At 72.3% G+C, this 22,876-nt stretch carries 20 protein-coding genes; 10 read left to right on the top strand and 10 right to left on the bottom strand.

Translation table 11 applies throughout. The features are described 5' to 3' along the window. Nucleotides 1-36: 36 nt before the first annotated feature. The 4 genes from RF645_RS06920 (at nucleotide 37) to RF645_RS06935 (ending at nucleotide 4,546) form a co-directional block, all read left to right on the top strand. Complete coding sequence (locus tag RF645_RS06920; protein WP_058871541.1) at nucleotides 37-1,335, top strand: RbtT/DalT/CsbX family MFS transporter; 1,299 nt, start codon at nucleotides 37-39, stop codon at nucleotides 1,333-1,335. A 147-nt stretch (nucleotides 1,336-1,482) separates the two neighbouring features. Next, entirely contained in the window at nucleotides 1,483-3,204 is a 1,722-nt protein-coding gene (locus RF645_RS06925) for a dihydroxyacetone kinase family protein (RefSeq protein ID WP_058871540.1), read from the top strand. Between the two features lie 107 nt (nucleotides 3,205-3,311). Continuing rightward, entirely contained in the window at nucleotides 3,312-3,800 is a 489-nt protein-coding gene (locus tag RF645_RS06930) for a ribose-5-phosphate isomerase (RefSeq protein ID WP_058871539.1), read from the top strand. After that, a complete protein-coding gene (locus RF645_RS06935; protein ID WP_058871538.1) occupies nucleotides 3,797-4,546 on the top strand; it encodes a GolD/DthD family dehydrogenase in 750 nt (249 codons plus the stop codon). Before RF645_RS06930 ends, RF645_RS06935 begins: the two co-directional genes overlap by 4 nt. A 94-nt stretch (nucleotides 4,547-4,640) precedes the next feature. On the opposite strand, the gene RF645_RS06940 is transcribed toward RF645_RS06935, so the two are convergent. Together RF645_RS06940 and RF645_RS06945 are read right to left on the bottom strand one after the other, a co-directional pair. Then, nucleotides 4,641-5,387, bottom strand: coding sequence for a CPBP family intramembrane glutamic endopeptidase (locus tag RF645_RS06940; RefSeq protein ID WP_082676955.1), 747 nt, complete (start codon nucleotides 5,385-5,387; stop codon nucleotides 4,641-4,643). Between the two features lie 155 nt (nucleotides 5,388-5,542). Continuing rightward, nucleotides 5,543-7,210, bottom strand: coding sequence for a PLP-dependent aminotransferase family protein (locus RF645_RS06945; protein ID WP_058871536.1), 1,668 nt, complete (start codon nucleotides 7,208-7,210; stop codon nucleotides 5,543-5,545). A gap of 85 nt (nucleotides 7,211-7,295) precedes the next feature. Between RF645_RS06945 and pdxS the strand changes: the two genes are divergently transcribed. Together pdxS and pdxT are read left to right on the top strand one after the other, a co-directional pair. Then, nucleotides 7,296-8,204, top strand: a complete 909-nt coding sequence (pdxS, locus tag RF645_RS06950) for a pyridoxal 5'-phosphate synthase lyase subunit PdxS (protein WP_024289347.1) — start codon at nucleotides 7,296-7,298, stop codon at nucleotides 8,202-8,204. Continuing rightward, complete coding sequence (gene pdxT / locus RF645_RS06955) at nucleotides 8,201-8,947, top strand: pyridoxal 5'-phosphate synthase glutaminase subunit PdxT (protein ID WP_058871535.1); 747 nt, start codon at nucleotides 8,201-8,203, stop codon at nucleotides 8,945-8,947. The genes pdxS and pdxT overlap by 4 nt, the downstream gene beginning before the upstream one ends. Here the strand turns inward: pdxT and ald are convergent. The 6 genes from ald to RF645_RS06985 form a co-directional block, all read right to left on the bottom strand. Further along, complete coding sequence (gene ald, locus RF645_RS06960; RefSeq protein ID WP_006215627.1) at nucleotides 8,913-10,004, bottom strand: alanine dehydrogenase; 1,092 nt, start codon at nucleotides 10,002-10,004, stop codon at nucleotides 8,913-8,915. The two genes, pdxT and ald, sit on opposite strands and share 35 nt — an antisense overlap. Nucleotides 10,005-10,101: 97 nt before the next feature. Further along, nucleotides 10,102-10,584 carry an SRPBCC family protein gene (locus RF645_RS06965; RefSeq protein ID WP_058871534.1) on the bottom strand — a complete coding sequence of 161 codons (483 nt, stop codon included), beginning with the start codon at nucleotides 10,582-10,584 and terminating at the stop codon, nucleotides 10,102-10,104. 115 nt (nucleotides 10,585-10,699) lie between these two features. Beyond that, a complete protein-coding gene (locus tag RF645_RS06970) occupies nucleotides 10,700-11,935 on the bottom strand; it encodes a glycerate kinase (RefSeq protein WP_058871533.1) in 1,236 nt (411 codons plus the stop codon). A 29-nt stretch (nucleotides 11,936-11,964) separates the two neighbouring features. Next, nucleotides 11,965-13,479: an SLC13 family permease gene (locus tag RF645_RS06975; RefSeq protein ID WP_058871532.1), complete on the bottom strand. Its 1,515-nt coding sequence runs from the start codon at nucleotides 13,477-13,479 to the stop codon at nucleotides 11,965-11,967. Beyond that, the gene (locus RF645_RS06980; RefSeq protein ID WP_058871531.1) at nucleotides 13,476-15,059 is read right to left on the bottom strand and encodes a HAMP domain-containing protein; all 1,584 of its coding nucleotides are present in this window, start codon (nucleotides 15,057-15,059) and stop codon (nucleotides 13,476-13,478) included. The genes RF645_RS06975 and RF645_RS06980 overlap by 4 nt, the downstream gene beginning before the upstream one ends. Continuing rightward, the gene (locus tag RF645_RS06985) at nucleotides 15,056-15,457 is read right to left on the bottom strand and encodes a hypothetical protein (protein WP_153005697.1); all 402 of its coding nucleotides are present in this window, start codon (nucleotides 15,455-15,457) and stop codon (nucleotides 15,056-15,058) included. The genes RF645_RS06980 and RF645_RS06985 overlap by 4 nt, the downstream gene beginning before the upstream one ends. Nucleotides 15,458-15,545: 88 nt before the next feature. Here RF645_RS06985 and RF645_RS06990 point away from each other — a divergent pair, with 88 nt between their 5' ends. The 3 genes from RF645_RS06990 to RF645_RS07000 all read left to right on the top strand — a co-directional run bounded on the left by RF645_RS06990 (nucleotide 15,546) and on the right by RF645_RS07000 (nucleotide 18,747). After that, on the top strand, nucleotides 15,546-16,358 hold the full coding sequence (locus RF645_RS06990; RefSeq protein ID WP_235586771.1) for a GNAT family N-acetyltransferase: 813 nt from the start codon (nucleotides 15,546-15,548) through the stop codon (nucleotides 16,356-16,358). Next, entirely contained in the window at nucleotides 16,355-17,080 is a 726-nt protein-coding gene (locus RF645_RS06995) for a M50 family metallopeptidase (protein WP_058871530.1), read from the top strand. Before RF645_RS06990 ends, RF645_RS06995 begins: the two co-directional genes overlap by 4 nt. 104 nt (nucleotides 17,081-17,184) lie before the next feature. Beyond that, a complete protein-coding gene (locus RF645_RS07000) occupies nucleotides 17,185-18,747 on the top strand; it encodes a mannitol dehydrogenase family protein (protein ID WP_058871529.1) in 1,563 nt (520 codons plus the stop codon). Nucleotides 18,748-18,768: 21 nt separating this feature from the next. On the opposite strand, the gene RF645_RS07005 is transcribed toward RF645_RS07000, so the two are convergent. Together RF645_RS07005 and RF645_RS07010 are read right to left on the bottom strand one after the other, a co-directional pair. After that, the gene (locus RF645_RS07005) at nucleotides 18,769-20,202 is read right to left on the bottom strand and encodes an FGGY family carbohydrate kinase (RefSeq protein ID WP_058871528.1); all 1,434 of its coding nucleotides are present in this window, start codon (nucleotides 20,200-20,202) and stop codon (nucleotides 18,769-18,771) included. Between the two features lie 136 nt (nucleotides 20,203-20,338). Beyond that, nucleotides 20,339-21,304, bottom strand: a complete 966-nt coding sequence (locus tag RF645_RS07010) for a sugar-binding domain-containing protein (protein ID WP_058871527.1) — start codon at nucleotides 21,302-21,304, stop codon at nucleotides 20,339-20,341. A gap of 188 nt (nucleotides 21,305-21,492) precedes the next feature. On the opposite strand from RF645_RS07010, the gene RF645_RS07015 reads away from it, so the two are divergent. Continuing rightward, nucleotides 21,493-22,875 carry a sugar ABC transporter substrate-binding protein gene (locus tag RF645_RS07015; protein ID WP_051452656.1) on the top strand — a complete coding sequence of 461 codons (1,383 nt, stop codon included), beginning with the start codon at nucleotides 21,493-21,495 and terminating at the stop codon, nucleotides 22,873-22,875. The last annotated feature ends 1 nt before the right edge of the window (nucleotide 22,876 follow it).

The following is a 22,876-nucleotide window of genomic DNA, read 5'->3' on the forward strand; positions in this document are numbered from 1 at the left end:
CCGCCCGCGGCCGCCGACCCGGATGAAAGCAAGCACATGACTCAGACCGCGACAGCGACCGGCTCCCCGGTGACGGAGACCCGCTTCGACCGCATGGGCATCCCGAACTCCATCAAATGGGGTTTCCTGGCCGTCCTGATCTTCATGACCGGCAACGGCGTGGAGTCCAACTTCATCTCCCCGCACCTGGCCCGGGCCGTGGGCGACGAGAACCTCGCTGCCACGGTCATCTCGATCTACGGCATCTCCGTGCTGGTCGGCTCCTACCTCTCCGGTGCCCTCTCCGATCTCTTCGGCCCCAAGCGGGTCATGCTGCTGGGCTTCCTGGTGTGGATCGTGTTCGAGGCGGCCTTCCTGCTCTCGATCCAGCTCGACAGCACGGTGCTGATCGCACTGTCGTACTTCTTCCGCGGCTTCGGCTTCCCGCTGTTCGCGTTCTCGTTCCTGGTGTGGATCAACCACGTCACTCCGCGAGCGCGCAACGCCACGGCCGTGGGCTGGTTCTACGTGATGTTCACCGGAGGCATGCCGACCCTGGGCTCCCTGGTGGCCATCCTCGCCATCTCGGGCTTCGGCGGCGGCAACGGCGGCGAGACCGGTGCCATGATCGTCTCCTCGCTGCTCGTGCTCGCCGGCTTCCTGATCGCCTGGTTCGGCGTCCGCGAGCCCCGCGGCCTGCAGCGCCTGGCTCCGGCCGGGGAGTCCGCCGGAACCGTGATCCTGGGCGGTCTGCGCGTCATGGTGCTCGAGCCGCGCATCTTCGCCGGCTTCTGCGTCCGCCTGATCAACACCGCCCCGCAGTTCGGCATGTTCGTGATTCTGCCGGCCGTGATGGTCGACGACCTCGGCTGGAGCCAGAACCAGTGGCTGCTGATGACCACGATCGTGTTCGCCGGCAACATCTCCTTCAACGCCCTGTTCGGCTACATCGGCGATCAGTGGGGCTGGATCCGCACCGTGCGCTGGTTCGGCATCGTCGGATCGGCCCTGGGCCTGCTGGCCTGGTGGTACGTCCCGCACATGGTCGAGCCCGGCTCCACCTACGGCTACTGGCTGACCGTGATCGCTGGCACCGTGTTCGGCATCCTGCTCGCGGGCTTCGTGCCCATGGGCGCGGTCATGCCGAACCTCACGCCCCAGCACAAGGGCGCGGCGATGGCCATGTACACGACGGCCGCCGGTGGCGCGGCCTTCCTGGGCTCGCTCGTGGTCGCGGTCGTGCGTCCGTGGGGCGGCGACGCCGGCGTGGTGTGGGCCTTCGTGGTCCTCTACGGCGTGGCCTTCGCACTGACCCGCGTGCTCAAGGTGCCGCAGGTCCGCGGCGAGGCCCACTGAGCCGAAGCGCCCGCCGGGGCCTGTCTCGGCGGGCGCTGCCCGCGCACCTCGCGGGATCCAGTCACGAGGACGGCCGCGCCCCTCGCATATTCCGAAGGCCACATACATTCAGTCGACCGATCCGCTGCGGATCGAGAAGGACCGATCATGACCACGATCTTCAACGACCCGGCCGAGTTCTGCGACGATCAGCTCGACGGCTTCGTGGACCTGTACTCCGACCGCCTGCGCAAGGTGGCCGGCGGCGTCGTGCGGCTGCCGCAGGGCGAGCCCGAGGTGGCAGTGATCGTCGGCGGCGGCTCCGGGCACTACCCGGCCTTCGCGGGGCTCGTCGGCCCCGGCTTCGCGGCCGGTGCGGTGGTCGGCAACATCTTCACCTCGCCCTCGGCCGCTCAGGTCTACTCGGTGGCCAAGGCCGCCCACCGCGGCCGCGGCGTGATCCTGACCTTCGGCAACTACGCCGGGGACAACATGAACTTCGGGATCGCGGCCAAGCGGCTCAACGACGAGGGCATCGACACCCGCATCGTGGTGGTGACCGATGACATCGCCTCCGCCGAGGAGATCGACAAGCGCCGCGGCATCGCGGGTGACTTCACGGTCTTCCGCGCCATGGGGGCGGCTGCCGCCGAGGGTCTCGATCTCGATGAGGTCGAGCGCATCGGCAGCAGTGCGAATGCGCGCACCCGCAGCCTGGGCGTGGCCTTCTCCGGGTGCACCATGCCCGGAGCGGATGAGCCGCTGTTCTCCGTGCCTGAGGGCCACCTGGGCCTGGGCCTGGGCATCCACGGCGAGCCCGGCATCCGCGACGTCGAGCTGCCCACCGCCGACGGTCTGGCGGAGATGCTCGTGACCCCGCTGCTCGAGGACGTCCCGCAGGACAGGGGCTCGCGCGTGGGCGTGATCGTCAACGGGCTGGGCACCACCAAGTACGAGGAGCTGTTCCTGCTGTGGAGCCGCATCGCCCCGCGGCTGCGTGAAGCCGGGCTGGAGATCATCGATCCCGAGGTCGGTGAGCTCGTCACGAGCCTGGACATGGGCGGCGCGTCGCTGACCCTGTTCTGGCTGGACGAGGAGCTCGAGCGCCTGTGGACCTCGGATGCCTACACCCCGGCCTACCGCAAGCAGGCGGCGCCGCTGCAGGGCATGAGCTCCGCGGAGGAGGCCGCCGACGCCGAGGAGAGGGAGCAGGCCCCGGAGTCCTCGGAGGCAGGGCGTCGGGCCGCCGGCGTCGTCCAGGACGCCACCGTGCGGATCGAGCAGCTGCTGCGGGACAACGAGCAGCGCCTGGGCGAGATCGACGCCGTGGCCGGAGACGGCGATCACGGCCGCGGCATGGTCAAGGGCATCTCCGCGGCGCGCAGGGCTGTGGACGCGGCAGCCGCCGAGGGGGGAGCCTCCTGGACGCTGCGCCGCGGCGGCCAGGCCTGGGCCGAGTACGCCGGCGGCACGTCGGGCGTGCTGTGGGGCGCGGCCCTGGAGTCCGCGGGCCGCGAGATCGACGATGCCGCCGACGGGTACTCCGAGGACGACGTCCGCCGGGCCGTACGCTCGTTCGCCGAGTCCATCCAGCAGCTCGGCGGGGCCCATCGCGGGGACAAGACCCTGCTGGATGCGCTGCTGCCGTTCGTCGACGCCCTGTGCGAGGAGCACGCGGAGCTTCCCCTGCAGGAGGCCTGGACCAAGGCGGCCGTCACGGCGCAGGAGCAGGCGGAGGCCACAGCCGAGCTGCGGCCCAAGGTGGGCCGCGCCCGCCCGCTGGCGGAGAAGTCGGTGGGGACCCCGGACGCCGGGGCCACCTCCATGGGCCTGATCCTGGTCTCGCTGGGGGAGACCCTGGGCCAGACGGATGCGCCCGCCGCGAACTGACAGGGATTCCGGCTCGGACCGGTTGTGCCGCGCGCACGATCCGTCCGAGCCTGGAGCTGAAACCAGACGAAGCGCCGGGGCGGGTGCCCCGGCAGAAGGAGGAGGACATGGCTGATCAGGGACTGCGCATCGTCGTCGGCGGGGATGACGCCGGCTACAGCTACAAGACCGCGCTGAAGAAGGATCTGGAGGCGGATCCGCGTGTGGCCGAGGTCATCGACGTCGGCGTCGGCGACGACGAGCACACCGCCTACCCGCACGTGGCCGTCGACGCCGCGCGCAAGGTGGCCGCCGGCGAGGCCGACCGCGCGCTGCTGATCTGCGGCACCGGACTGGGCGTGGCGATCTCCGCCAACAAGGTTCCGGGCATCCGCGCCGTGACCGCGCACGACTCGTTCTCGGTGGAGCGCTCGGTGCTGTCCAACAACGCGCAGGTGCTGTGCATGGGCGAGCGTGTGATCGGACTGGAGCTGGCTCGTCGCCTGGCCAGGGAGTGGCTGGGCTACACGTTCGATGAGTCCAGCGCCTCGGCCGAGAAGGTCGCCGCCCTGAGCGAGTACGAGAAGGAAGCGACCGGCCTGCAGGAGGGCGCATGAGCCGCCTGAGCGCCGACTTCAGCGGCGAGGTCGTGGCGGTCACCGGCGCCGCCAACGGGCTCGGACTGGCCTCCGCGCAGTGGTTCGCCGCCGCCGGGGCGACCGTGGTGGGCATCGACCGCGATGAGCGCCTGATCGATGTCATGACGGGGCTCGGCGAGGGCCATCACGCGGTCGTCGCAGATCTGCTCGAGGACGGCGCGGCCGACCGGGTGATCGCCGACGTCGTGGATGCGGCCGGCGGCCTCGACGTCCTGGTGAACTCGGCCGGCGTCGCCCTGCTGGATCCGGCCCTGGAGCTCTCGGACGAGAAGTGGGACACCACGATCGCCCTGAACCTCTCGGCCGTGTTCCGCCTCAGCCGCGCCGCCGGGCGCGTCATGTGCGAGAAGGGCCATGGGCGCGTGGTGAGCATCGCCTCCCAGGGTGCGCTCGTGGGCCTGGAGCGCCACGCCGCCTACGCCGCCTCGAAGGCGGGGCTGCTGGGGCTGACCAAGGTGCTGGCCGCCGAGTGGGCTGCCAGTGGCGTCACCGTGAACACGGTCTCGCCCACGGTCGTGGCCACGGAGCTGGGCAAGAAGGCCTGGGCCGGGCCGGTCGGCGACGAGATGCGCGCCGCCATCCCCGCCGGGCGCTTCGCGGAGCCGGAGGAGATCGCCGCGGCGATCGGATACCTGGCCAGCGACGACGCGGCCATGGTCACCGGCGAGAACCTGGTCATCGACGGCGGGTACACCTCCGTCTGACTCACCCCCAACCCCACCCCGCCGAGTGGATTCCCCGTTGCGCTGTTGAGGCTCTCAACGCAACTGGGGATCCACTCGGCGGAGTCGTGCGGGCTCAGGTGAGGGTCGTGAGGGCCACCAGGCTGACGAGCGCGTTGTTGGTCGCATGCACGATCAGCGGCGCCCACAGGTTCCCGAACCACAGCCGAGCGAGCACCAGCGGTATCCCGAGGAAGAAGATGTAGAGCATCACCGCCGGCACCGCATGGGCCGCTGCGAACACGACCACCACGAGCGCCGCGGCCAGCCCGACGGGCATGTGCGAGGCCATCCAGTCCAGCAGGACCCGGCGGAACACGATCTCCTCGAGCAGGGGCAGCACCACTGCGGCCAGGAGCAGCATCGGCACTCCCAGCAGGGGGCCTGCCTCCAGCGCCTGCAGACTCGTCGTGCTCTGGGCCGGGGAGGCGCCCAGGGCGGAGCCTGCCATGGCCGTGGCGATCAGCGCGGCGATGATGCCGACCGGGGTGAACCAGAGCAGGTGCAGCAGGCTGTGGCGTCCGCGGTGGAAGCCCAGATCGCGCACGCTCCATCCCATCCGCCCCAGAAGGCCCAGGCGCAGCAGCCCGAACCCGGCCAGCGCGCCTCCCATCATCACGCCGACGGCGATGGCCGTCCCCGAGCGCAGCAGGAAGCCGAGGGCGATGCCGCCGATGGCCGCTCCCGCCAGGCTCCCGACGAACGCCGCAATGGCCCAGAGCAGATGCGCCATCTGCGGCGTCGGGTGCAAGCGGGCGCCCGGGTGAGGTTCGGCAGGAGTGTGCGGGGCCGCTGAGGCGTCCGGTGCTGTGGTGGTGTGCATGGCTCCACGCTAGGAATGCCGACATCCCCGGGTCGCCCTCCCCGCGCACGATCCGCCTCACCCTGGAGGACGATTCCCCTCTCATCCTCCCGCCGAGACAGTCCTCCTCCCGCCGAGTGGATACCCAGTTGCGCTATCGGCCCTCTCAGCGCAATTCAGCATCCACTCGGCGGGTGGGGGGAGGGGCGGCCTTCGCAGGCGGCGACGAGCTGCGGAAGGACCCGGGTGAGGACCTCGTCGTCGGTGCGGGCGAAGCCCACCACGATGCCGCCGCCGCCCCTGCCACCTGCACCGCCCCTGATGTCGCCGGCGACTTCACCGTCGCTGCCGCCATGGATGCCGCAGTCGCTGCGGTCCGCGCAGTCGACGTCGCTGGCCTCGCTCGGCAGAGGCGAAGCAGCGCTCCAGTAGGCGGAGCGGCGTCCCACCAGCAGCCCGGCATCGCGGCAGCGGCCCACGACGGCGGCCTCCTCGTCGTCGGTCGTGATCACGACGTCCACACCGCCGTGCATGGGCGCCAGTCGGGCTCGGCGCGTCTCGGCGAAGGCCGCCCGGATCCGGTCGCGGCGCCGGGCGTAGACCGAGCGCATCCGCCGCGTGTGCCGGCGCAGGTAGCCGGAGTCGAGAAGGTGCGCGATCGCGGCCTGCGTCAGCGCGGAGACCGGCACGCCGAGCTGGCGGCGCCGCTCCAGCACCGGATCGAGCCACGGGTCGGGCAGCACGAGGTAGCCGGTGGCCAAGGCGGGGCTGAGCAGGGCGGAGAACGTGCCGAGCAGGGCCACGGATGCGCCGGTGGGATCGAGCGCGGACAGCGTGGGCAGCGGGGCGCCCACGTAGCGCAGCTCGGAGTCGAAGTCGTCCTCGACGATCAGCACGTCATGGCGCTGCGCCCACTCGAGCAGCTCCAGCCGTCGCTGCAGGCTCAGGGATCCGCCCAGGGGGTACTGATGGCTGGGGGTCACGATCAGGACGTTGGGGGCGTCGTCTCCTGCGGGCAGGAGATCCACCCGCAGCCCGTCGTCGTCGACCGGGCAGGCGACGCGCTCGTGCCCCAGCGCCTCCACAGCCGCGCGCAGGGTCGGGTAGCCGGGCGTCTCGACCCCCACCCGCAGACGGGCGCGGCCGGAGCGGGCCGACAGCGTCCCCAGCAGCAGGCTCAGGCCCTCGCGGGCGCCGGCGGTGATCACGAGCCGGTCGGGGCTCGCAGGCAGGGCGCGCATCAGGCGCAGGTGCTCGGCCGAGGCGCGGCGCAGGACGCCCTGCCCCGCAGGATCGGGGCGGACGGGCAGCGGCTGACCGGCTGCATGGCGCCAGGCCGCCCGCCATGCCGGGCCCTCCACGCGGCTGGTGTCCGGCTGACCGGGGCGCAGGTCCAGGAGGTGCTCCTCGCGGACCGGCAGTCCGTCCACCGCATCGTCCGCGACGGGCGCGGGGTGGGGAATCGGCCCCTCGCCGAACCCAGAAGTCCTGGGGGCGGGGCTGAACGACGACGGCGACCCCGGCGATGGCGAGGGAGCCGACCCGGGCAGGGAGGCCGGCGTCGACGGGTGGATCCGCTCGAGCCCGGGATGCACCGTGGTGGGCCGGCCCTGCTCGGCCCGCAGGTATCCCTCGCCGATCAGCTGGTCGTAGGCGGCCACGACAGTGCCGCGCGAGACCCCGAGCCGGGAGGCGAACAGGCGCGTGGAGGGCAGCGCATCGCCGGCTGTCAGGGCGCGGGAGGCGACCTGGGCGCGGATGCCGTCGGCCAGCTGGACGGGCAGCGGCAGGGCCCCGGAGCGATCGAGCACCACGGTCAGCTCCACGGAGGAACGTGCGGTCATGACCTCAGTCTGCCGCACTGGTCTATTCCAAGCGGTAAGAAGTGGATCTTGTGGCGGACCAGTGGGACGGGACACCATGCTCGGCATGACTGAGAACACCACTGCCGCCACCGGATCGCCCCTCGTCAAGCGAGGCCTGGCCGAGATGCTCAAGGGCGGCGTCATCATGGACGTCGTCACCCCGGAGCAGGCCCGCATCGCCGAGGATGCCGGCGCCGTGGCCGTCATGGCGCTCGAGCGCGTGCCGGCCGACATCCGCGCCCAGGGCGGCGTGGCCCGCATGTCCGACCCGGATCTGATCGACGGCATCATCGAGACCGTCTCGATCCCGGTCATGGCCAAGGCCCGCATCGGCCACTTCGTGGAGGCCCAGGTCCTGCAGTCGCTCGGCGTGGACTACATCGACGAGTCCGAGGTCCTCAGCCCCGCCGACTACGCCCACCACATCGACAAGCACGGCTTCACCGTCCCGTTCGTGTGCGGTGCGACCAACCTGGGCGAGGCGCTGCGCCGCCTGGCCGAGGGCGCGGCCATGATCCGCTCCAAGGGCGAGGCAGGCACCGGCGACGTCTCCGAGGCCACCAAGCACATCCGCACCATCCGCAAGCAGATCGCGGACCTCCAGGCGACCTTCCGCTCCAACCCCGACGAGCTGTTCGTGGCCGCCAAGGAGCTGCAGGCCCCCTACGACATCGTCCGCGAGGTCGCCGAGACCGGGAAGCTGCCGGTCGTGCTGTTCACCGCCGGCGGCGTGGCCACCCCTGCCGATGCCGCGATGATGATGCAGCTCGGCGCCGACGGCGTGTTCGTGGGCTCCGGCATCTTCAAGTCCGGCAACCCGGCCGAGCGCGCGGCGGCGATCGTCAAGGCCACGGCCCAGTACGACGACCCCGCCGCGATCGCCGTGGCCTCCCGCGGCCTGGGCGAGGCCATGGTGGGGCTCAACGTCGGCGACCTGCCCGCTCCGCACCGCCTGGCCGAGCGCGGCTGGTGAGCCCGGAGGCTCCCGCGGCCTCGGCGCCGAGCCGCCGGGGAGGCCCCGGGGACGACGCGCGCGGCGACAGTGCCCGGGCCGGCACTGCCCGGGGCCGCAGCGGCGACGACGACGCCCGCACCGCGCGCATCGGCGTCCTGGCCCTGCAGGGCGGGGTCGCCGAGCACGTGCGCATGCTCGAGGGCCTGGGCGCCCAGGCGGTGCCGATCCGCTCCTCGGCGGCCCTGGAACAGCCTCTCGACGGGATCGTGCTGCCCGGCGGGGAGTCCTCGACCATGGATCGTCTGCTGCGCCGCTTCGGCATGAGGGGCCGCCTGGCGCAGCTGCTCCAGGACGGCCTCCCCGTCCTGGGCACCTGCGCCGGGCTGATCCTGCTGGCCGACGAGATCGTGGATCCGGCGCCGGGGCAGATCAGCCTGGCCTCGCTGGGGATCCGGGTGCGCCGCAATGCGTTCGGGCGCCAGGTCGACTCGACCGCCGAAACCCTGCAGACCTCGCTCGGCCCGGTGGCGGGGGCCTTCATCCGGGCACCGGAGGTGCTCGAGGTCGGCGAGGGCATCCAGGTCCTCGCCCGCCGCGGCACCGCTCCCGACGGCGACGGCCCGATCGTCGCGGTCGGCACGGACACGGCGCTGGGGCTGTCCTTCCACCCCGAGCTCACCCGCGATGACACGTTCCACCGCGAGCTGCTGCGCCGTATCGGGGACCTCAGGCGGACGGCAGGTCCGGGAACTCGGCGATGACGTCCGCGTTGCGCAGCTTGCCGTGCGAGGTGGACAGGCTGCGCTCGAGCTCGCGGGAATCGGAGCAGGCCTTCTTCCACCCGCTGTCCGCCACCTGCAGGACGTAGGGCAGGGTCGCGTTGGTCAGCGCCGCGGTGGAGGTGGCCGGCACGGCGCCGGGCATGTTGGCGACGCAGTAGAAGATCGCGGGTCCGACCTGGAAGGTGGGGTCGTCGTGGGTGGTGGCGTGCGTGTCCTCGAAGCAGCCGCCCTGGTCCACGGCGATGTCCACAAGCACGGCGCCCTTCTTCATCTTCAGAACCATCTCGTGGGTGACGACGTTCGGGGCCTTGCGGCCCGGGATCAGCACCGCGCCGACCACCAGATCGGCCTCGAGCACGCAGTTCTCGACCTCGTAGGGGGTCGAGACGACCGTGCGCACGCGGTTGCCGTAGAGGTCGTCCATGGCGCGCAGAGCCTCGATCGAGGTGTCCAGCACGGTGACGTCGGCGCCCATGCCGACCAGCTGGTGCACCGCATTGCGACCGGCTTGGCCCGCCCCGATGACGGTGGCCTGCGCCGGGCGCACACCGGGGACCCCTGCCAGCAGCAGGCCGCGGCCGCCGTGGGAGGCCAGCAGCGCGTTCGCGCCGACGGTGGCGGCCATGCGGCCGGCGACCTCGGACATGGGCGCGAGCAGCGGCAGCGTGCCGCGGTCGCTCTGCACGGACTCGTAGGCCAGCGACGTGGTGCCGGAGTCCAGCAGCGCCTGGGTCAGCTCGCGGCTGGCGGCCAGATGCAGGTACGTGAACAGCGTGAGGTCATCGCGCAGGAAGCCGTACTCGGAGGGGATCGGCTCCTTGACCTTCAGCACGAGCTCCGCCGCCCAGGTCTCCTCGACGGGCACGAGGACGGCGCCGGCGTCGGTGTACTCCTGGTCCGGGATGCTGGAGCCGATCCCGGCGCCCTCCTGGACGCGGACCTCGTGGCCGTGGCCCACCAGCTGATGGACGCCGGCCGGGGTGAGGGCCACACGGCCCTCCTGCGGCTTGGTCTCCGTGGGGACTCCGATGATCATGTGCGCTCCTTGAGGTCAGGACGCCGTCGACCTCGTCGTCGACGGCGCGTTCGGGGACGCCGGTCCGCGCCCCCGGGGCGCGCCGGGCCGGCTGGACTCAGCTCAGCTCGTCTGCGAGCCGATGCAGCGTGGCCTCGATCTTCTCCTTCTCGACGACCGGGAACCCCTTGGCCTGGCGGGTCTGCTCCGAGGTCCGGGACCAGTCGCAGTAGTTGACCACCTCGGTCGTGTCCTCGGGGGTCGAGCGCAGGATCCAGCCCCATGCCCAGCCCTGCGGCTCCTGGCCCTCGTCGGCCACGAGCCACTCCAGGCGATGCTCGAGGTCGTAGCGGGTGACGTGGTTCTCCGTGCGGTACTGCGTGGTGCCGTCCGTCCAGAGCATCTCCATCACGAAGACCTGCCCCACGTGCTCGAGCGGCTCCTGGCCGACGGCGGCTCGCACCATCTGCGAGCCGTCGATGCGCGCGTGGTTCGCGGGGTCGCGCAGGAAGCTCCACACCGTCTCGATGGGGGCATTGATCGCGGCACGGAGGGCGATGCCGTCCTCGGCGTGCAGATCCTGGATCGTCGATTCGCTCATGGTCCCATTGTGGCGCTCGCCACCGACAGTCTTCAATGGAGCGGGAGCCGGTTGCCGCCGGGGACCGCGAGCGGCTCGACCGCCGCGGGCGGATCCGACGACGGTCCCGCGCAGCTCACCAGTCGTCTCCGACCAGCCGGTCCTCGGCGATCGAGGCGCCGAGCATGAGGGTGCGCATGAACCGCTCGGTGGCCTCGATCAGCAGCTCCTCGCCGTCGCGCACCGCCTCCGCCAGGGACATCGGCACGGGCAGGATGGAGGCGACGGCGTCGATGCCGATCCCGTGCACGGCGTCCGATCCCTGGCCCAAGGTCCCTGCCAGGCCGATGACCGGCACGCCCTGCTCGGAGGCTCGACGGGCGACCTCGGCGGGGACCTTGCCGCGCGGGGTCTGGAAGTCGATCGCCCCCTCGGCCGTGATGACCAGGTCGGCGCCGCGGATCGAGCTGTCCAGGTCGATCCCGGCCAGCCCCGAGTCCAGCAGCGCCTCGAAGCGCGGCACCAGCTCGGCGCCGATGGCCGCCATGCCGGCGCCGAGGCCTCCCGAGGCCCCGGTGCCGGGGCCCAGGGCGAAGTCGCGGTCCCGGGTCCGCTCGAGGCCGTCGCGGCCCAGGATCTCCGCCCAGTTCTCGAACCCGCGCGACATCTGCTCGACCTGCTGCGCCGTGGCGCCCTTCTGCGGGCCGAAGACCCGGGCGACGCCATGGTCGCCGGTCAGCACGTTGTGCGGGTTCAGGGCCAGGACCACGCGCACGCGGCCGGCGCTCAGCGACGGGTGCAGACCGGAGAGGTCCAGGCTCCGGGCCTCCGTGAGCGCCGCGCCCCCGGTGCCGACCGGCTCCCCGTCGGCGTCCAGCACCCGGGCGCCGAGGGCCGTGAGCGCCCCCAGGCCGCCGTCGGAGGTCCCGGAGTCGCCGCAGCCGACGACGATCGTCTGCGACCCGTCCTCCAGGGCCGCGCGGATCAGCTCGCCGACCCCGTGGGTGGTGGTGAGCGTGGGATCCCGGCGATCGTGCGGGACCAGGCGCAGTCCCGCGGCCGAGGCCATCTCCACGACGGCGGTCCCGCGCGCGTCGCCGCCCAGGCGGGCCCAGTGCGCCTCGACCGGCTGACCCATGGGCCCTGTCACCCGCGCGGGGATCAGCTCGCCGCCGGTGGCTGAGGCCAGTGTGCGGGCCGTGCCTTCGCCGCCGTCGGCCACGGGCACGGTGCGCACGCGCACGCCGGGCACGGCGCGGCGGACTCCTGCGCTGATCGCGCGGGCGACCTGCTCGGCGTCCAGCGACTCCTTGAAGCCGGAGGGCGCCACCAGGACTCGGCGGACGAAGGCGGTGGAGGGTGCGGCGGTCATATCGGACTCCTCGGTGTTGAAGGGGCGGGTCAGCGGAACAGCGGCAGGCCCATGAGGGGCCAGACCAGGAAGGCGAAGACGAGCACCAGCACGGCCGAGATCGGGGCCAGCCAGGCGGAGAGCCGCAGGAGGTGCTCGGGGCGGAAGGTCTCGACGTCCTCCACGTCGGAGAACAGGGTCACGGGCTTGGCGGAGCTGGTCAGCGTGTGGCAGAACCCGGCCGCCGCCGTCGAGGCGAACGCCGCGGCGGAGGCATCCACCCCCAGGCCCGGGGCCAGGGCGACCACGATGGGGATCAGCACGGCCGAGCGCGCCGAGCGGGACTGGATGACCAGGTGCGCGGCGGTCGAGAGGACCACGACCAGGACCACGAACGCGATGGGGGCTCCGGGGCCGATCCGCTGGACGGGGCCGAGAGCTCCGGCGGCCAGCCAGTCGGCGGCTCCCGAGTCGACCAGCCCGGTGCCCAGCGTCAGCGTGGCGGCCATGAACACGAGCAGCGACCACGGCACGGACTTCAGCGCCTTGCCCAGGTCCACCGACCCCCATCGGGGGCTCGCGGCCAGCAGCGCGCCCAGCAGGCCGACGATCGCCGGGTGCAGCCCGTGCAGCGGCTCCGAGCACCACAGCACCACCACGACGGCCACGAGCATGGCCGAGCGGGTCTGCGCGGTGGTCAGAGGTCCGGAGATGGGCGAGGCCGAATGCGCCTGCATGTCCTTCAGGCTGATCGAGACGGGCTCGCGCCGGTCCTCCCGCCGGGTGAACAGCCGCAGGATCAGCTCGGTGCACGCGTGCGAGGACACCACGGCCAGCGGAAGGCCCAGGATCAGCCACGTGGCCACTCCGAAGCTGCGATGCCCGGCCGCGTCCAGGATCTGGGCGGTGATCAGATGCGCGCCGGCGCCCAGGTAGGAGGCCACCGCCGAGAGCAGGATGACCGACGGGAACAGCAGGGACAGCGCCAGCACCACCCGCCGGTGCGGCGCCAGCACCGCCGCCATGGCCGCGAAGACGGGCAGGGCCAGGGCCGCCCGTCCGGAGGTCGACGGGATCGCGAAGGCCGTGACGACCAGCACCGCCGTGGTGAGGTGGAACAGCGGGCGCATCCCGGAGGCGCCGGTCACCACGAATGCCGCCACGCGGGTGGCCAGTCCCGAGGCGGTCACCCCGGCGGCGATCACGAAAGCGGTCAGCAGCAGCCACACCGTGTCCTCGCCGAGCGAGGAGAAGAGGTCCTCGTCCCCGACCACGCCGGTGGAGACCAGGATCAGCGCAGCGCCCAGCGCCACGTAGGTGTCCTCGAGCGGGGAGAAGATCCACAGCCACACGGCCACGCAGAACACGCACAGGGTCAGGGCGCCGTGGGCCGGCAGCTCATCGCCCAGGACCGAGGCCCGGATCACCACCGTGCACGCGACGAGCATCACGACCGCCAGGATCAGCGCGGCCGGGCGCGGCCTGGGGCGCGAGCGCACCGGCGCGGGGCGGCCGCTCTGCGGAGGGGTCGAGGCCCAGCGCACGGAGCCCGTCTGCGCGCTCATCGCTCCACCCGCATGGCCTCGGCCACTCGGTCCTGCGCGGCGGAGTCCGTCTCGTCGAGCTCCTGCCGATCGGGCTGGACGAGGGGAAGATCGAGTCCGACCGAGGTGCGCCCGTCGGGCTCGGAGGCCACCCACAGGCTGCCGCCGTGGGCATCGGCCACCGCGCGTGCGACGGCCAGCCCCAGGCCCATGCCGCCCACGTCGGCGGATTCCTCGGTGCTGCTCGAGCCGCCGGAGGCCTCGGACAGCGCGGCCGAGCGGTACTGCTCGATCATGGCCCGGGCCTGCTCGGCGCTCAGCGGCCGACCCGCGTTGGTCACCGACAGGCGCAGGACCCGCCCCTGTGCCGCCGTCGATACCTCGGCGTTCTCGTCGTCCTGCGACTGCGACTGCGACTGCGGCTCGGCGACGGCAGCGCTGAGCTGGATGCGCTCGCCGTCCTCCGTGTGATCGACGGCGTTGCGCGCCAGCTGGCTCATGGCAGCCGACACGGCGGCGGCATCCATCGGTGCGGTGAGATCGGGCGCGTCGTCGAGCTCCCAGCTGCGTCGTGGGAAGCGCTGGGCCAGGTCATGGCGCAGGCGCACCACCAGCGGGGCCGCGGCCGTGGGCCGCATGCGCAGGGCTCCGGGCCGCTGCGCATCGGCGAGCAGGCTCAGATCCGCCAGGCTGCGCTGCATCTCCTGCATGCGGCGCCGGAGGCGGCTCAGCTCGGCGCTCGACAGCCCGTCGGAGCCCTGCGAGCCGGTCTCCAGGTCCCGACGACAGGCCTCCAGGGGGCGGGCGAGATGGCGCTCGACCTCGGCGGCCACGTGCGACTGGCGATCGAAGGAGTCCTCGAGCCGATCGAGCATGCCGTTGACCGCCTGGGCCGTGCTGGAGATGTCGTCGCGGCCCTCGACAGGCACGCGCGGGGAGAGGTCGTGGCCCGAGACCCGCTGGGCCACAGCTGCGATCCGGCGCACCGGCAGAAGGATCTGTCCGGCGGCGAACCACGCGATCAGGGCCGTGAGCGCCAGCCCGCCGGCGGCCACGCCCACGAGCAGCAGGACCTGCTGATCCACGTCGTCGTGGGCCGGGTCCGTGAACTGCAGGACCAGGAAGGCCGATCCGTCCTCGGTGTCCACCCGCCCCCACCGCACGCTGCCGTGCTCGGTGTCCCGAACTCCCGAGGCCGACGGGTCCGCGAGGAGACTGTCGAGCTCGGCGGCCTCCGCGGCCAGCAGCTCGCCGGCGTCGTCGGCGGCATTGTCCAGGTAGGAGACGTCGCCGTCGGCCACCGCGATGAAGGCCTCGTGCGTGGCCGGGGTCTGCCGGGAGAGGTAGCGCTCCATGAGCTCGGCCTCCGAGGCGAAGGGCTGCGCGGTGCGAGGATCCACGCCCTCGTCGACGAACGTGCGGAACTCCTCGACCTCCTGCACGATCCCGGCATCGGCGGCCTGATCCACCTGCCCCTGCAGCAGCGAGCGCATGGTCACCACGACGGCCAGCAGGGCGATGGCGGTGGTCAGCACGATCCAGCCCACGATGCGCCAGCGCGCCGAGACCCGGGATCCGCGCTCCTGAGCGTCCGCGCTCATCGCGTCACCGTCCCGGCCTCGGGGACATCGTCCTGCTCGCCGTCCGAATCGGTGTCCAGATCGACCTCGTCCGGCCCGTCGTCGTCCTCCGGCTCGAGGTCTGGATCGTCCTCGTCGTCGTGCTCTTCTTCATCGACGGGAGCGGCCGGCCCGGACGTCGGCGCCTGCTGCTGCTCCCGGTCGTCGGCGGGTGCCGCGTCCTCTGTCGCCTCCGGCTCGGTCGTCGGGGCGGGTGCGGAGGCTTCGGGATCGGGCGACGACGGGGCCGTGACCCGGGTGCTCACAGGATCGGAGGGCAGAGTGGGCGGCATCGTGGTCCGCGCCAGCTGCTGCGTCCCCAGCGCGGTCAGCACGGGAACGGCCATGATCAGGACCAGGAGCAGCACACGTCTCAACATGACAGTGAAGTGAACTCCGAACAGATGAAATGCAGATGAGCATCCGGGCCGCGGACGCTCAGCACTCGACCCCAGGAAGACGAGACCGATGACCGATCTGCAGTGCCCCGCTGTGCTCCTGCTCGGAGAGGATCCGCGCGCCGTGCTGGAGGGGAGGGTCCTGGGGCCCGTCGGGCCGGGGGCGGAGATCGTCTGCCTTCCGCAGGGCGAAGACCCGCTGCGCCGGGCTGCCGCCGAGGACGCCCTGGTGGACGAGCTGGTCGACGCCCGCCGCGGGGAGTCGGTGGTGCTCGAGGCCGAACCGGCGCGGCTGCGCGAGCTGCTGCGCCGCCACGGCTGCACGCCGGAGCTGCCCGCGCGCATCGAGGCCGACTTCGGCGGCTGGCGGCGCACCGAGCCCGCCGGGCAGCCCGCCCCGGAGCGGCAGGATCCGGAGCCGGCCGCCGTGGAGCAGCCGAGCGCCGAGCGGCACGTGGCCCTGCCGCTGGCGGAGATGACCGGACTGCAGATGCACGCGATCACGCTGCTGCGCGAGCGCGTCTTCGTGGTGGAGCAGAAGACCACCGAGGTCACGGAGATCGACGAGCTCGATGCCCTGCAGACCACCATCCACCACTGGCTGGAGATCGACGGCCGCCCCGCCGCGGTCCTGCGCGTCCTGGCCCACGAGGAGGCCATCGCGATCGGCCGGGTGGCCACCGCTCACGAGCACCGCGGGAAGGGCCTGGCCGGGCGGCTGATGCGCCTGGTGCTCCAGGACCTGGCGCCGCTGAATCGCCCCGTCGTGCTGCTGGGCCAGTCGCATCTGGAGCAGTGGTACGAGCGGCTCGGATTCGTCCGCAGCGGAGATGAGGTCCTGGAGGTGGGCATCCCGCACGTGCCCATGACCCTGAGCCGATGACCGAGCTGCTCGCGGCCCGTCCCGTGCCCCCGGCAGATGCCTGGGTGCTCGTGCTGTGCGGGCTCCTCGCCGCAGGGCTGTGCCTTCCGCGACGGACCTGGCGGTGGTTCGGGCTGGTCGTCACGGTCGTGCATGAGCTCGGCCACGCGCTGGCGGGGCTGGTCGTGGGCCGGAGGGTCATGACGATCCGCATCGAGGCCGATCACTCGGGCGTCACGCACTCCTTCGGCACCGGGCCCAGCGCGGCATGGTCGACCTTCTGGGGCTATCCCTTCCCCGCCGTCGTCGGGGCTGTGTGGGCCGCCGCGGTGGGGCTGGGGCACTGGCCGGTGGCCGCCGTCGTGAGCGCGCTGGTGCTGCTGGGCTCCCTGGTGGTGATGCGCGGTGCGCTGTCCTGGGTGGTCACGACCGGATCGGCGGCGCTGCTGCTGGCGCTGGTGTGGGCGGACCTCGCGATCGGGCGCTGGCTGATGCTCGCGGTCGGCACCGCGCTGTGGGTCGGCGCGCTGCGGGTGTGGTGGCTGCTGGCCCGGCGCCACGTCCAGGGCGCCCTGAGCCGACGGGTGCAGCACGAGCACCCGCTGGGGCTGCCATCGGATGCCGTGGCACTGGCCCGGGCCACTGGCGTCCCGGCCATGCTGTGGCTGCTGGCCTTCCTGGCGGTGATCCTGCTCAGCGCAGCGGGGATCGCGCTGGCCTGGGCCCCGCAGCTGCTGAGCTGAGCGGCTGCAGGCAACTCAGTCTCAGATGTGGCATGGGTCTCGTCTCAGATGATATTTTCGCCGGGCGGGTCATCGCGGATCCGCACTGCCCACAGGAGGCCCGCATGCCCACCGACACCGTCTCACCCGCTCCCTCGTCCGAGCCCTCGCAGCGCCTTGCCGACGCTTCGCTGCCCGGCACGCAGGCGGAGCTGCCCGCCTACGACCGCTCCGGCCTGAGCACCGGGATCGTCCACATCGGCGTGGGCGGCTTCCACCGCGCTCACCAGGCCGTCGTCATGGACGACCTGCTGGCCCAGGGCGGCCACGACAGCTGGGCGATCACGGGCCTCGGCGCCCTGGCCGGCGACTCCCGCATGCGCGACGCCCTCAACGACCAGGACGGGCTCTACACCCTGGCGGTCAAGCACCCCGACGGCCACCGCGACAACCGCGTGATCGGCTCCATCCGCACCATGGCCGTGGCTCCGGAGGACCCGGCCGGAGCGGTCGAGCTCATGGCGGATCCCGCCACCCGCATCGTCTCGCTGACCATCACCGAGGGCGGCTACAACTTCAACCAGGCCACGGGCCTGTTCGACGAGACCACGCCGGCCGTCGCCCATGATCTCGAGGTCCTGCGCGGCTCCGGCGAGGGCGAGCTGCGTTCGGTCTTCGGCCTGGTCGTGGACGCTCTGCGGGTGCGCCGCGAGCGGGCAACCGCCCCCTTCACCGTCATGTCCTGCGACAACATCCAGGGCAACGGCGACACCGCCGCCCTGCAGTTCGTGGCCTTCGCCGAGCTGGTCGATCCCGAGCTGGCCGCCTGGATCCGCGAGAACGTCCCGTTCCCGAACTCCATGGTCGATCGCATCACCCCGGTCACCACCGACGCCGACCGCGAGAACGTCCTGGCGGACACCGGGCGGGTGGACGCCTGGCCGGTCGTGTGCGAGCCCTTCTTCCAGTGGGTGCTCGAGGACCACTTCGTCCCGGGCCTCGACGGCGCCCCGGGCCGCCCCGCCTTCGAGAAGGCCGGCGTGCAGCTCGTCGAGGACGTCGAGCCCTACGAGCTCATGAAGCTGCGCCTGCTCAACGCCTCCCATCAGGCGCTGTGCTACCCGGGCCGCCTGGCCGGGCTCGAGTACGCGCACGAGGTCTGCTCCGACCCGCTGTACGTGGCCTACCTGCTGGCCTACATGGAGCTCGAGGCCACTCCCACGCTGCGCGAGGTCCCGGGCGTGGACCTGGACGACTACCGCAGGACGCTCATCGAGCGCTTCGCGAACCCGGAGATCCGCGACACCCTGGCCCGCCTGTGCGCCGAGGCCTCGGACCGCATCCCCAAGTGGCTCGTGCCGGTGATCCGCGAGAATCTTGAGGCCGGTCGCCCGGTCGAGCTCTCCGCCACAATCGTGGCCTCCTGGGCGCGCTACGCCGAGGGCGCCGACGAGAACGGCCGCCCGTTCGAGATCGTCGATCCCCGCCGCGACGCCGTGATCGAGGCCGCCTCTCACCACGACGAGGACGAGCTGTCCTTCCTGCGCAACGAGGAGCTCTTCGGGGACCTCGCCCAGCAGGAGGCCTTCACGGAGCCGTACCTGCGCGCCCTGCGCGGCTTCCGCTCGCGCGGCGCTCGCGCGACGCTCGAGGAGGTCCTGGAGGTCGTGGGGCGCCCGAGCGCCTGATCAGCTCCCGGCAGTCACGGCTCAGTCGGCCAGCTCGTCCTCGAGCTGACGGCGCATGGCGCTGTAGCGGGCGCGGAAGGCGTCGGCCCCGTCGTCCTGGGCGGCGGGCAGATGCTGGGAGCCCTCGGTGCCGGCGGTCCAGGCGGGCAGCTCGCCCTGTGCGGCCCAGTAGGCCTGGCGCGCGCCGCCCAGGGCGACGTACTCATCCGGGGCGGGGACGTCGATGTCGACGCCGAGCACATGGGTGAGGGCCGTGCGCAGAGTGGCGGAGCGCGAGCCGCCGCCGATCAGCAGGGCGCGCTCGATCGGGACGTCCAGGGTCCGCAGCACCTCGAGGCAGTCGGCCAGCGAGTTCGCCACGGACAGCACCGAGCTGCGGGCCATGTTCTCGCGCGTGAGCGAGGCGCCCGTGACGCCGTGCCAGCGCCCGGCGGCGTCGGGGAGGTTGGGGGTGCGCTCGCCGTCCAGGTACGGCAGCAGCGTCAGCCCCGAGCAGTCTGGGTCGCCGGCGGCCGCGAGGGCGTCGAACTCGTCCAGGTCGGTGCCGAGCAGGTCCGAGGTCCTGGCCATGACCCGGGCGGCGTTGAGCGTGCACAGCAGGGGCAGGTAGGCGCCGGTGGCGTCGGCGAATCCCGAGGTGACGCCCGTGGGGTCCGCGATCGGGTGCGGGCTGTGGGCGAAGACCGTGCCCGAGGTGCCGACCGAGACCACGACATCGCCGTGGCCGATGCCCAGGCCGAGCCCGCCGCCGGCGTTGTCTCCGCACCCGGCCGAGACCACCGCGCCGGGGCTGTTCGGGAGCCAGTCCGAGGTGATGGTGCCGGCGGAGGCGTGGGGTGCGAGGACCTCGGGGACCTGCGGGGCCGCCCCGAACCAGCGCTCCAGGAGGTCCTCGCGGATCGAGCCGGAGGCGGGGTCGAACCAGCCCGAGCCCGAGGCCTCGGAGCGGTCCGTGATCCAGGCGCCGCCGGTCAGCTCTGAGACCAGCCAGTCGTGCGGCAGGCCCACGCGCTCAACGCGTGCCGCGGCCGCCGGGGCGTTCTCGCGCAGCCAGGCCAGCTTGGTCAGCGTGATGGAGGTGACGGGCGCGGAGCCGGTGGCCTCGACCCAGCCGGAGATCCCGAGTTCCTCGACCATGGCCCGGGCCTGAGGGGCGCTGCGGACGTCGTTCCACAGCAGGGCGTCGTGGACCGGCGCGCCGGCCGAGTCCAGGGCCACCATGCCGTGCTGCTGCGCGGAGACGCCCACGCCCAGCACGTCCGAGCGCCCGCGGGCTCCGGCGGCGTCCCAGGCCTGATTCAGCGCCTTGGTCCATTCCCGGGGGTCCACCGAGGTCCCGTCCGGGTGCGGGGCGGAGCCGCGAGAGAGGATCTGCCCCGTGGCGGCGTCGACGACCATGACCTTGCAGGACTGGGTGGAGGAGTCCACCCCGATGACGGTTCCGCTGATGCTCACTCCAGCTCCTCTGCCGAGACTCTCTGACGGTTCAGCCTAGCGGTCTGCGTCACATCGCAGGGGCCTGCGGCGGCTCCCGGGAGCGCTCGGTCGGCCTCGGCCCTGCGGTGCCGGTGCAGGGCCGGCGGCCGCCCGCTCACTGACCCTCGAGCTCGGCCAGGGCATCCCGCAGCGGGATGTCGCAGACCAGGATGTCGACCAGCCCGGCCCGCACCGCCGCCAGCACGGCCGGGGCGCGCCCGGCGCCGTGGGCGACCGCGATCCGGCGACGGGCCGCACGCAGGTCCGCAAGCGATGCCGCGATCACGGAGTCCTCGACGGGGCCCTCCACCGCGGTGCCGCGGGCGTCGATCAGGTGCCCGGAGATCTCGGCGACCGCGCCGGCCGCCAGGGCCTGCTGACGGTCCTGCTCCTGGATGCGGTCCCACACGGTGGACAGCCCCGGTCCCCAGCCGCCGATCGCGAAGACCGCCAGGTCCAGATCCCCGGCCTGGGCCAGGGTGCGGGCGATCTCCGGGGTCTCGCGCAGGGCTGCCGCGCCCTCACCGGCCACCAGCGGCGCCCACAGGGGAAGCGTCTGCTTGGCGCGCAGCGTGCTCAGCAGCCGGGGGACCGCCTCGGTGGAGTCCGGGGAGGCGATCGCCCCGGCCAGCTGGACCACCACGCTGTCCGAGAGGTCGGGCAGGTGCGGGGCCATGGCCTGGATGATGCGCGACCACGAGATCCCGACGGCGGTCTGGCCTGCGGCGTGCTCGGCCACCGAGGCGGCGAGCTCGCGGGCCAGGGCCTCGGCGCCGCGGGGGGTGTCGGCGGGCTCGACCGAGATCAGCTCCGCGATGCCCAGGGACTGCGCCGTCTCCTGGTCGCGGCCGTCCGACGGCACGGCGATGGTGATGCGCACGATGCCCCGATCGCGGGCCTCCTGCACGAGCGCGGCGACCTGGAAGCGCGAGATGTCGTGTTCCTGGGCGATCTGGACCTTGGACTTCTGATCCAGGAAGTGGGCACGACTGATCTCGGCGAGCAGCGTGAGGTGGGCGCGGTCGTCGGCGCTCGAGGAGGGGGCGGCGTCGGCGGATGGTGCGGTCGGATCCGAGGTCATGGGGGCCACATCTGTGAGGTCGGGTGTTGCTCAGGTGAGTCTATATGACTAGCATCACACTCACCTGAGCGGGATAGAGCGCTCACGTGAGAAGCACCGGATGGGGCCGGGTGCCCGCCCCCACCAGGTCTTCTGCCTCTCGGCCCGGACACCGCTGCCTGGGCCCGTACGAATCCACAGAGGTATCCATGAGCCCTCGTCTCACCTCGCCGCACAGCCCGCCGTGGTCTGTGGGCAGGCGCCAGCTGCTCGGCGGGACCCTCGGTCTCTCCGCACTGGCCCTGACCGGCTGCGGCTCGTCCCAGGGCGACGAGATCGTCGTCGCTATCGTGTCCAACCCGCAGATGCAGGACGCGATCTCCCTGCAGGCCGAGTTCGAGCGGGAGCACCCGGACATCAACGTCCGATTCGTCTCCCTTCCGGAGAACGAGGCCCGTGCCAAGATCACGGCCTCCGTGGCCACCGGCGGCGGCGAGTTCGACGTCGTCATGATCTCCAACTACGAGACCCCCATCTGGGCGGCCAACGGCTGGATCGAGAACCTGCAGCCGTACGCGGAGGCGACCGAGGGCTACGACCCCGAGGACTTCATCGACTCGGTGCGCGCCGCCCTGAGCTACCAGGACAGCCTCTACGCCGTGCCCTTCTACGGGGAGTCGTCGTTCCTGGTCTGGAACAAGGACCTCTTCGAGGCCAAGGGCCTGGAGATGCCGGAGAAGCCCACCTGGGAGCAGATCGGCGAGTTCGCCGCCGAGCTGGCCGATCCCGACCAGGACATCTCCGGGATCTGCCTGCGCGGCCTGGCCGGCTGGGGCGAGATCATGGCCCCGCTGACCACCGTGTACAACACGTTCGGCGGCGGCTGGTTCGACATGGACTGGAACCCCACGCTGACCTCGGACGCCACCAGGAAGGCCACCCAGTTCTACGTGGACCTGGTCCGCGAGCACGGGCAGCCCGGTGCGGCCACCTCCGGCTACGGCGACTGCATCACCCGCTACAGCCAGGGCCAGGCGGCCATGTGGTACGACGCCACGGCCATGGTCTCCTCGGTCGAGGACCCGGCCTCCTCCACGGTCGCCGGGCGCAGCGGGTACGCCCCCGCCCCGGTCATGGAGACCGAGGCCGCGGGCTGGCTCTACTCGTGGTCGCTGGCCATCCCCGCGACCTCGCAGCGCAAGGAGCAGGCCTGGGACTTCATCGCCTGGATGACCAGCAAGGACTACATGAAGCTGGTCGGCGAGGAGATCGGCTGGGAGCGCGTTCCCCCGGGGAGCCGTTACTCGACCTATGAGCTCGAGGGCTACGCCGAGGTCTCCGAGGCCTACGCCAAGCCCACCCTCGACGCCATGGCCGGTGCCTCCCAGGAGACCTCCATGACGCACCCCGTCCCGTACGAGGGCCTGCAGTTCGTGGCGATCCCGGAGTTCCAGGATCTCGGCACCCGCGTGGGCCAGCAGATGTCGGCCGCCGTGGCCGGCCAGAAGAGCGTCGACGAGGCGCTCGAGCAGTCCCAGGAGTACGCCGAGGACGTCGCCGACGTGCACCGCAACAGCTCTGGAGGCAACTGAG

This window comes from Kocuria sp. CPCC 205260, from assembly GCF_040981045.1.
Classification (GTDB): Bacteria; Actinomycetota; Actinomycetes; order Actinomycetales; family Micrococcaceae; genus Kocuria; species Kocuria palustris.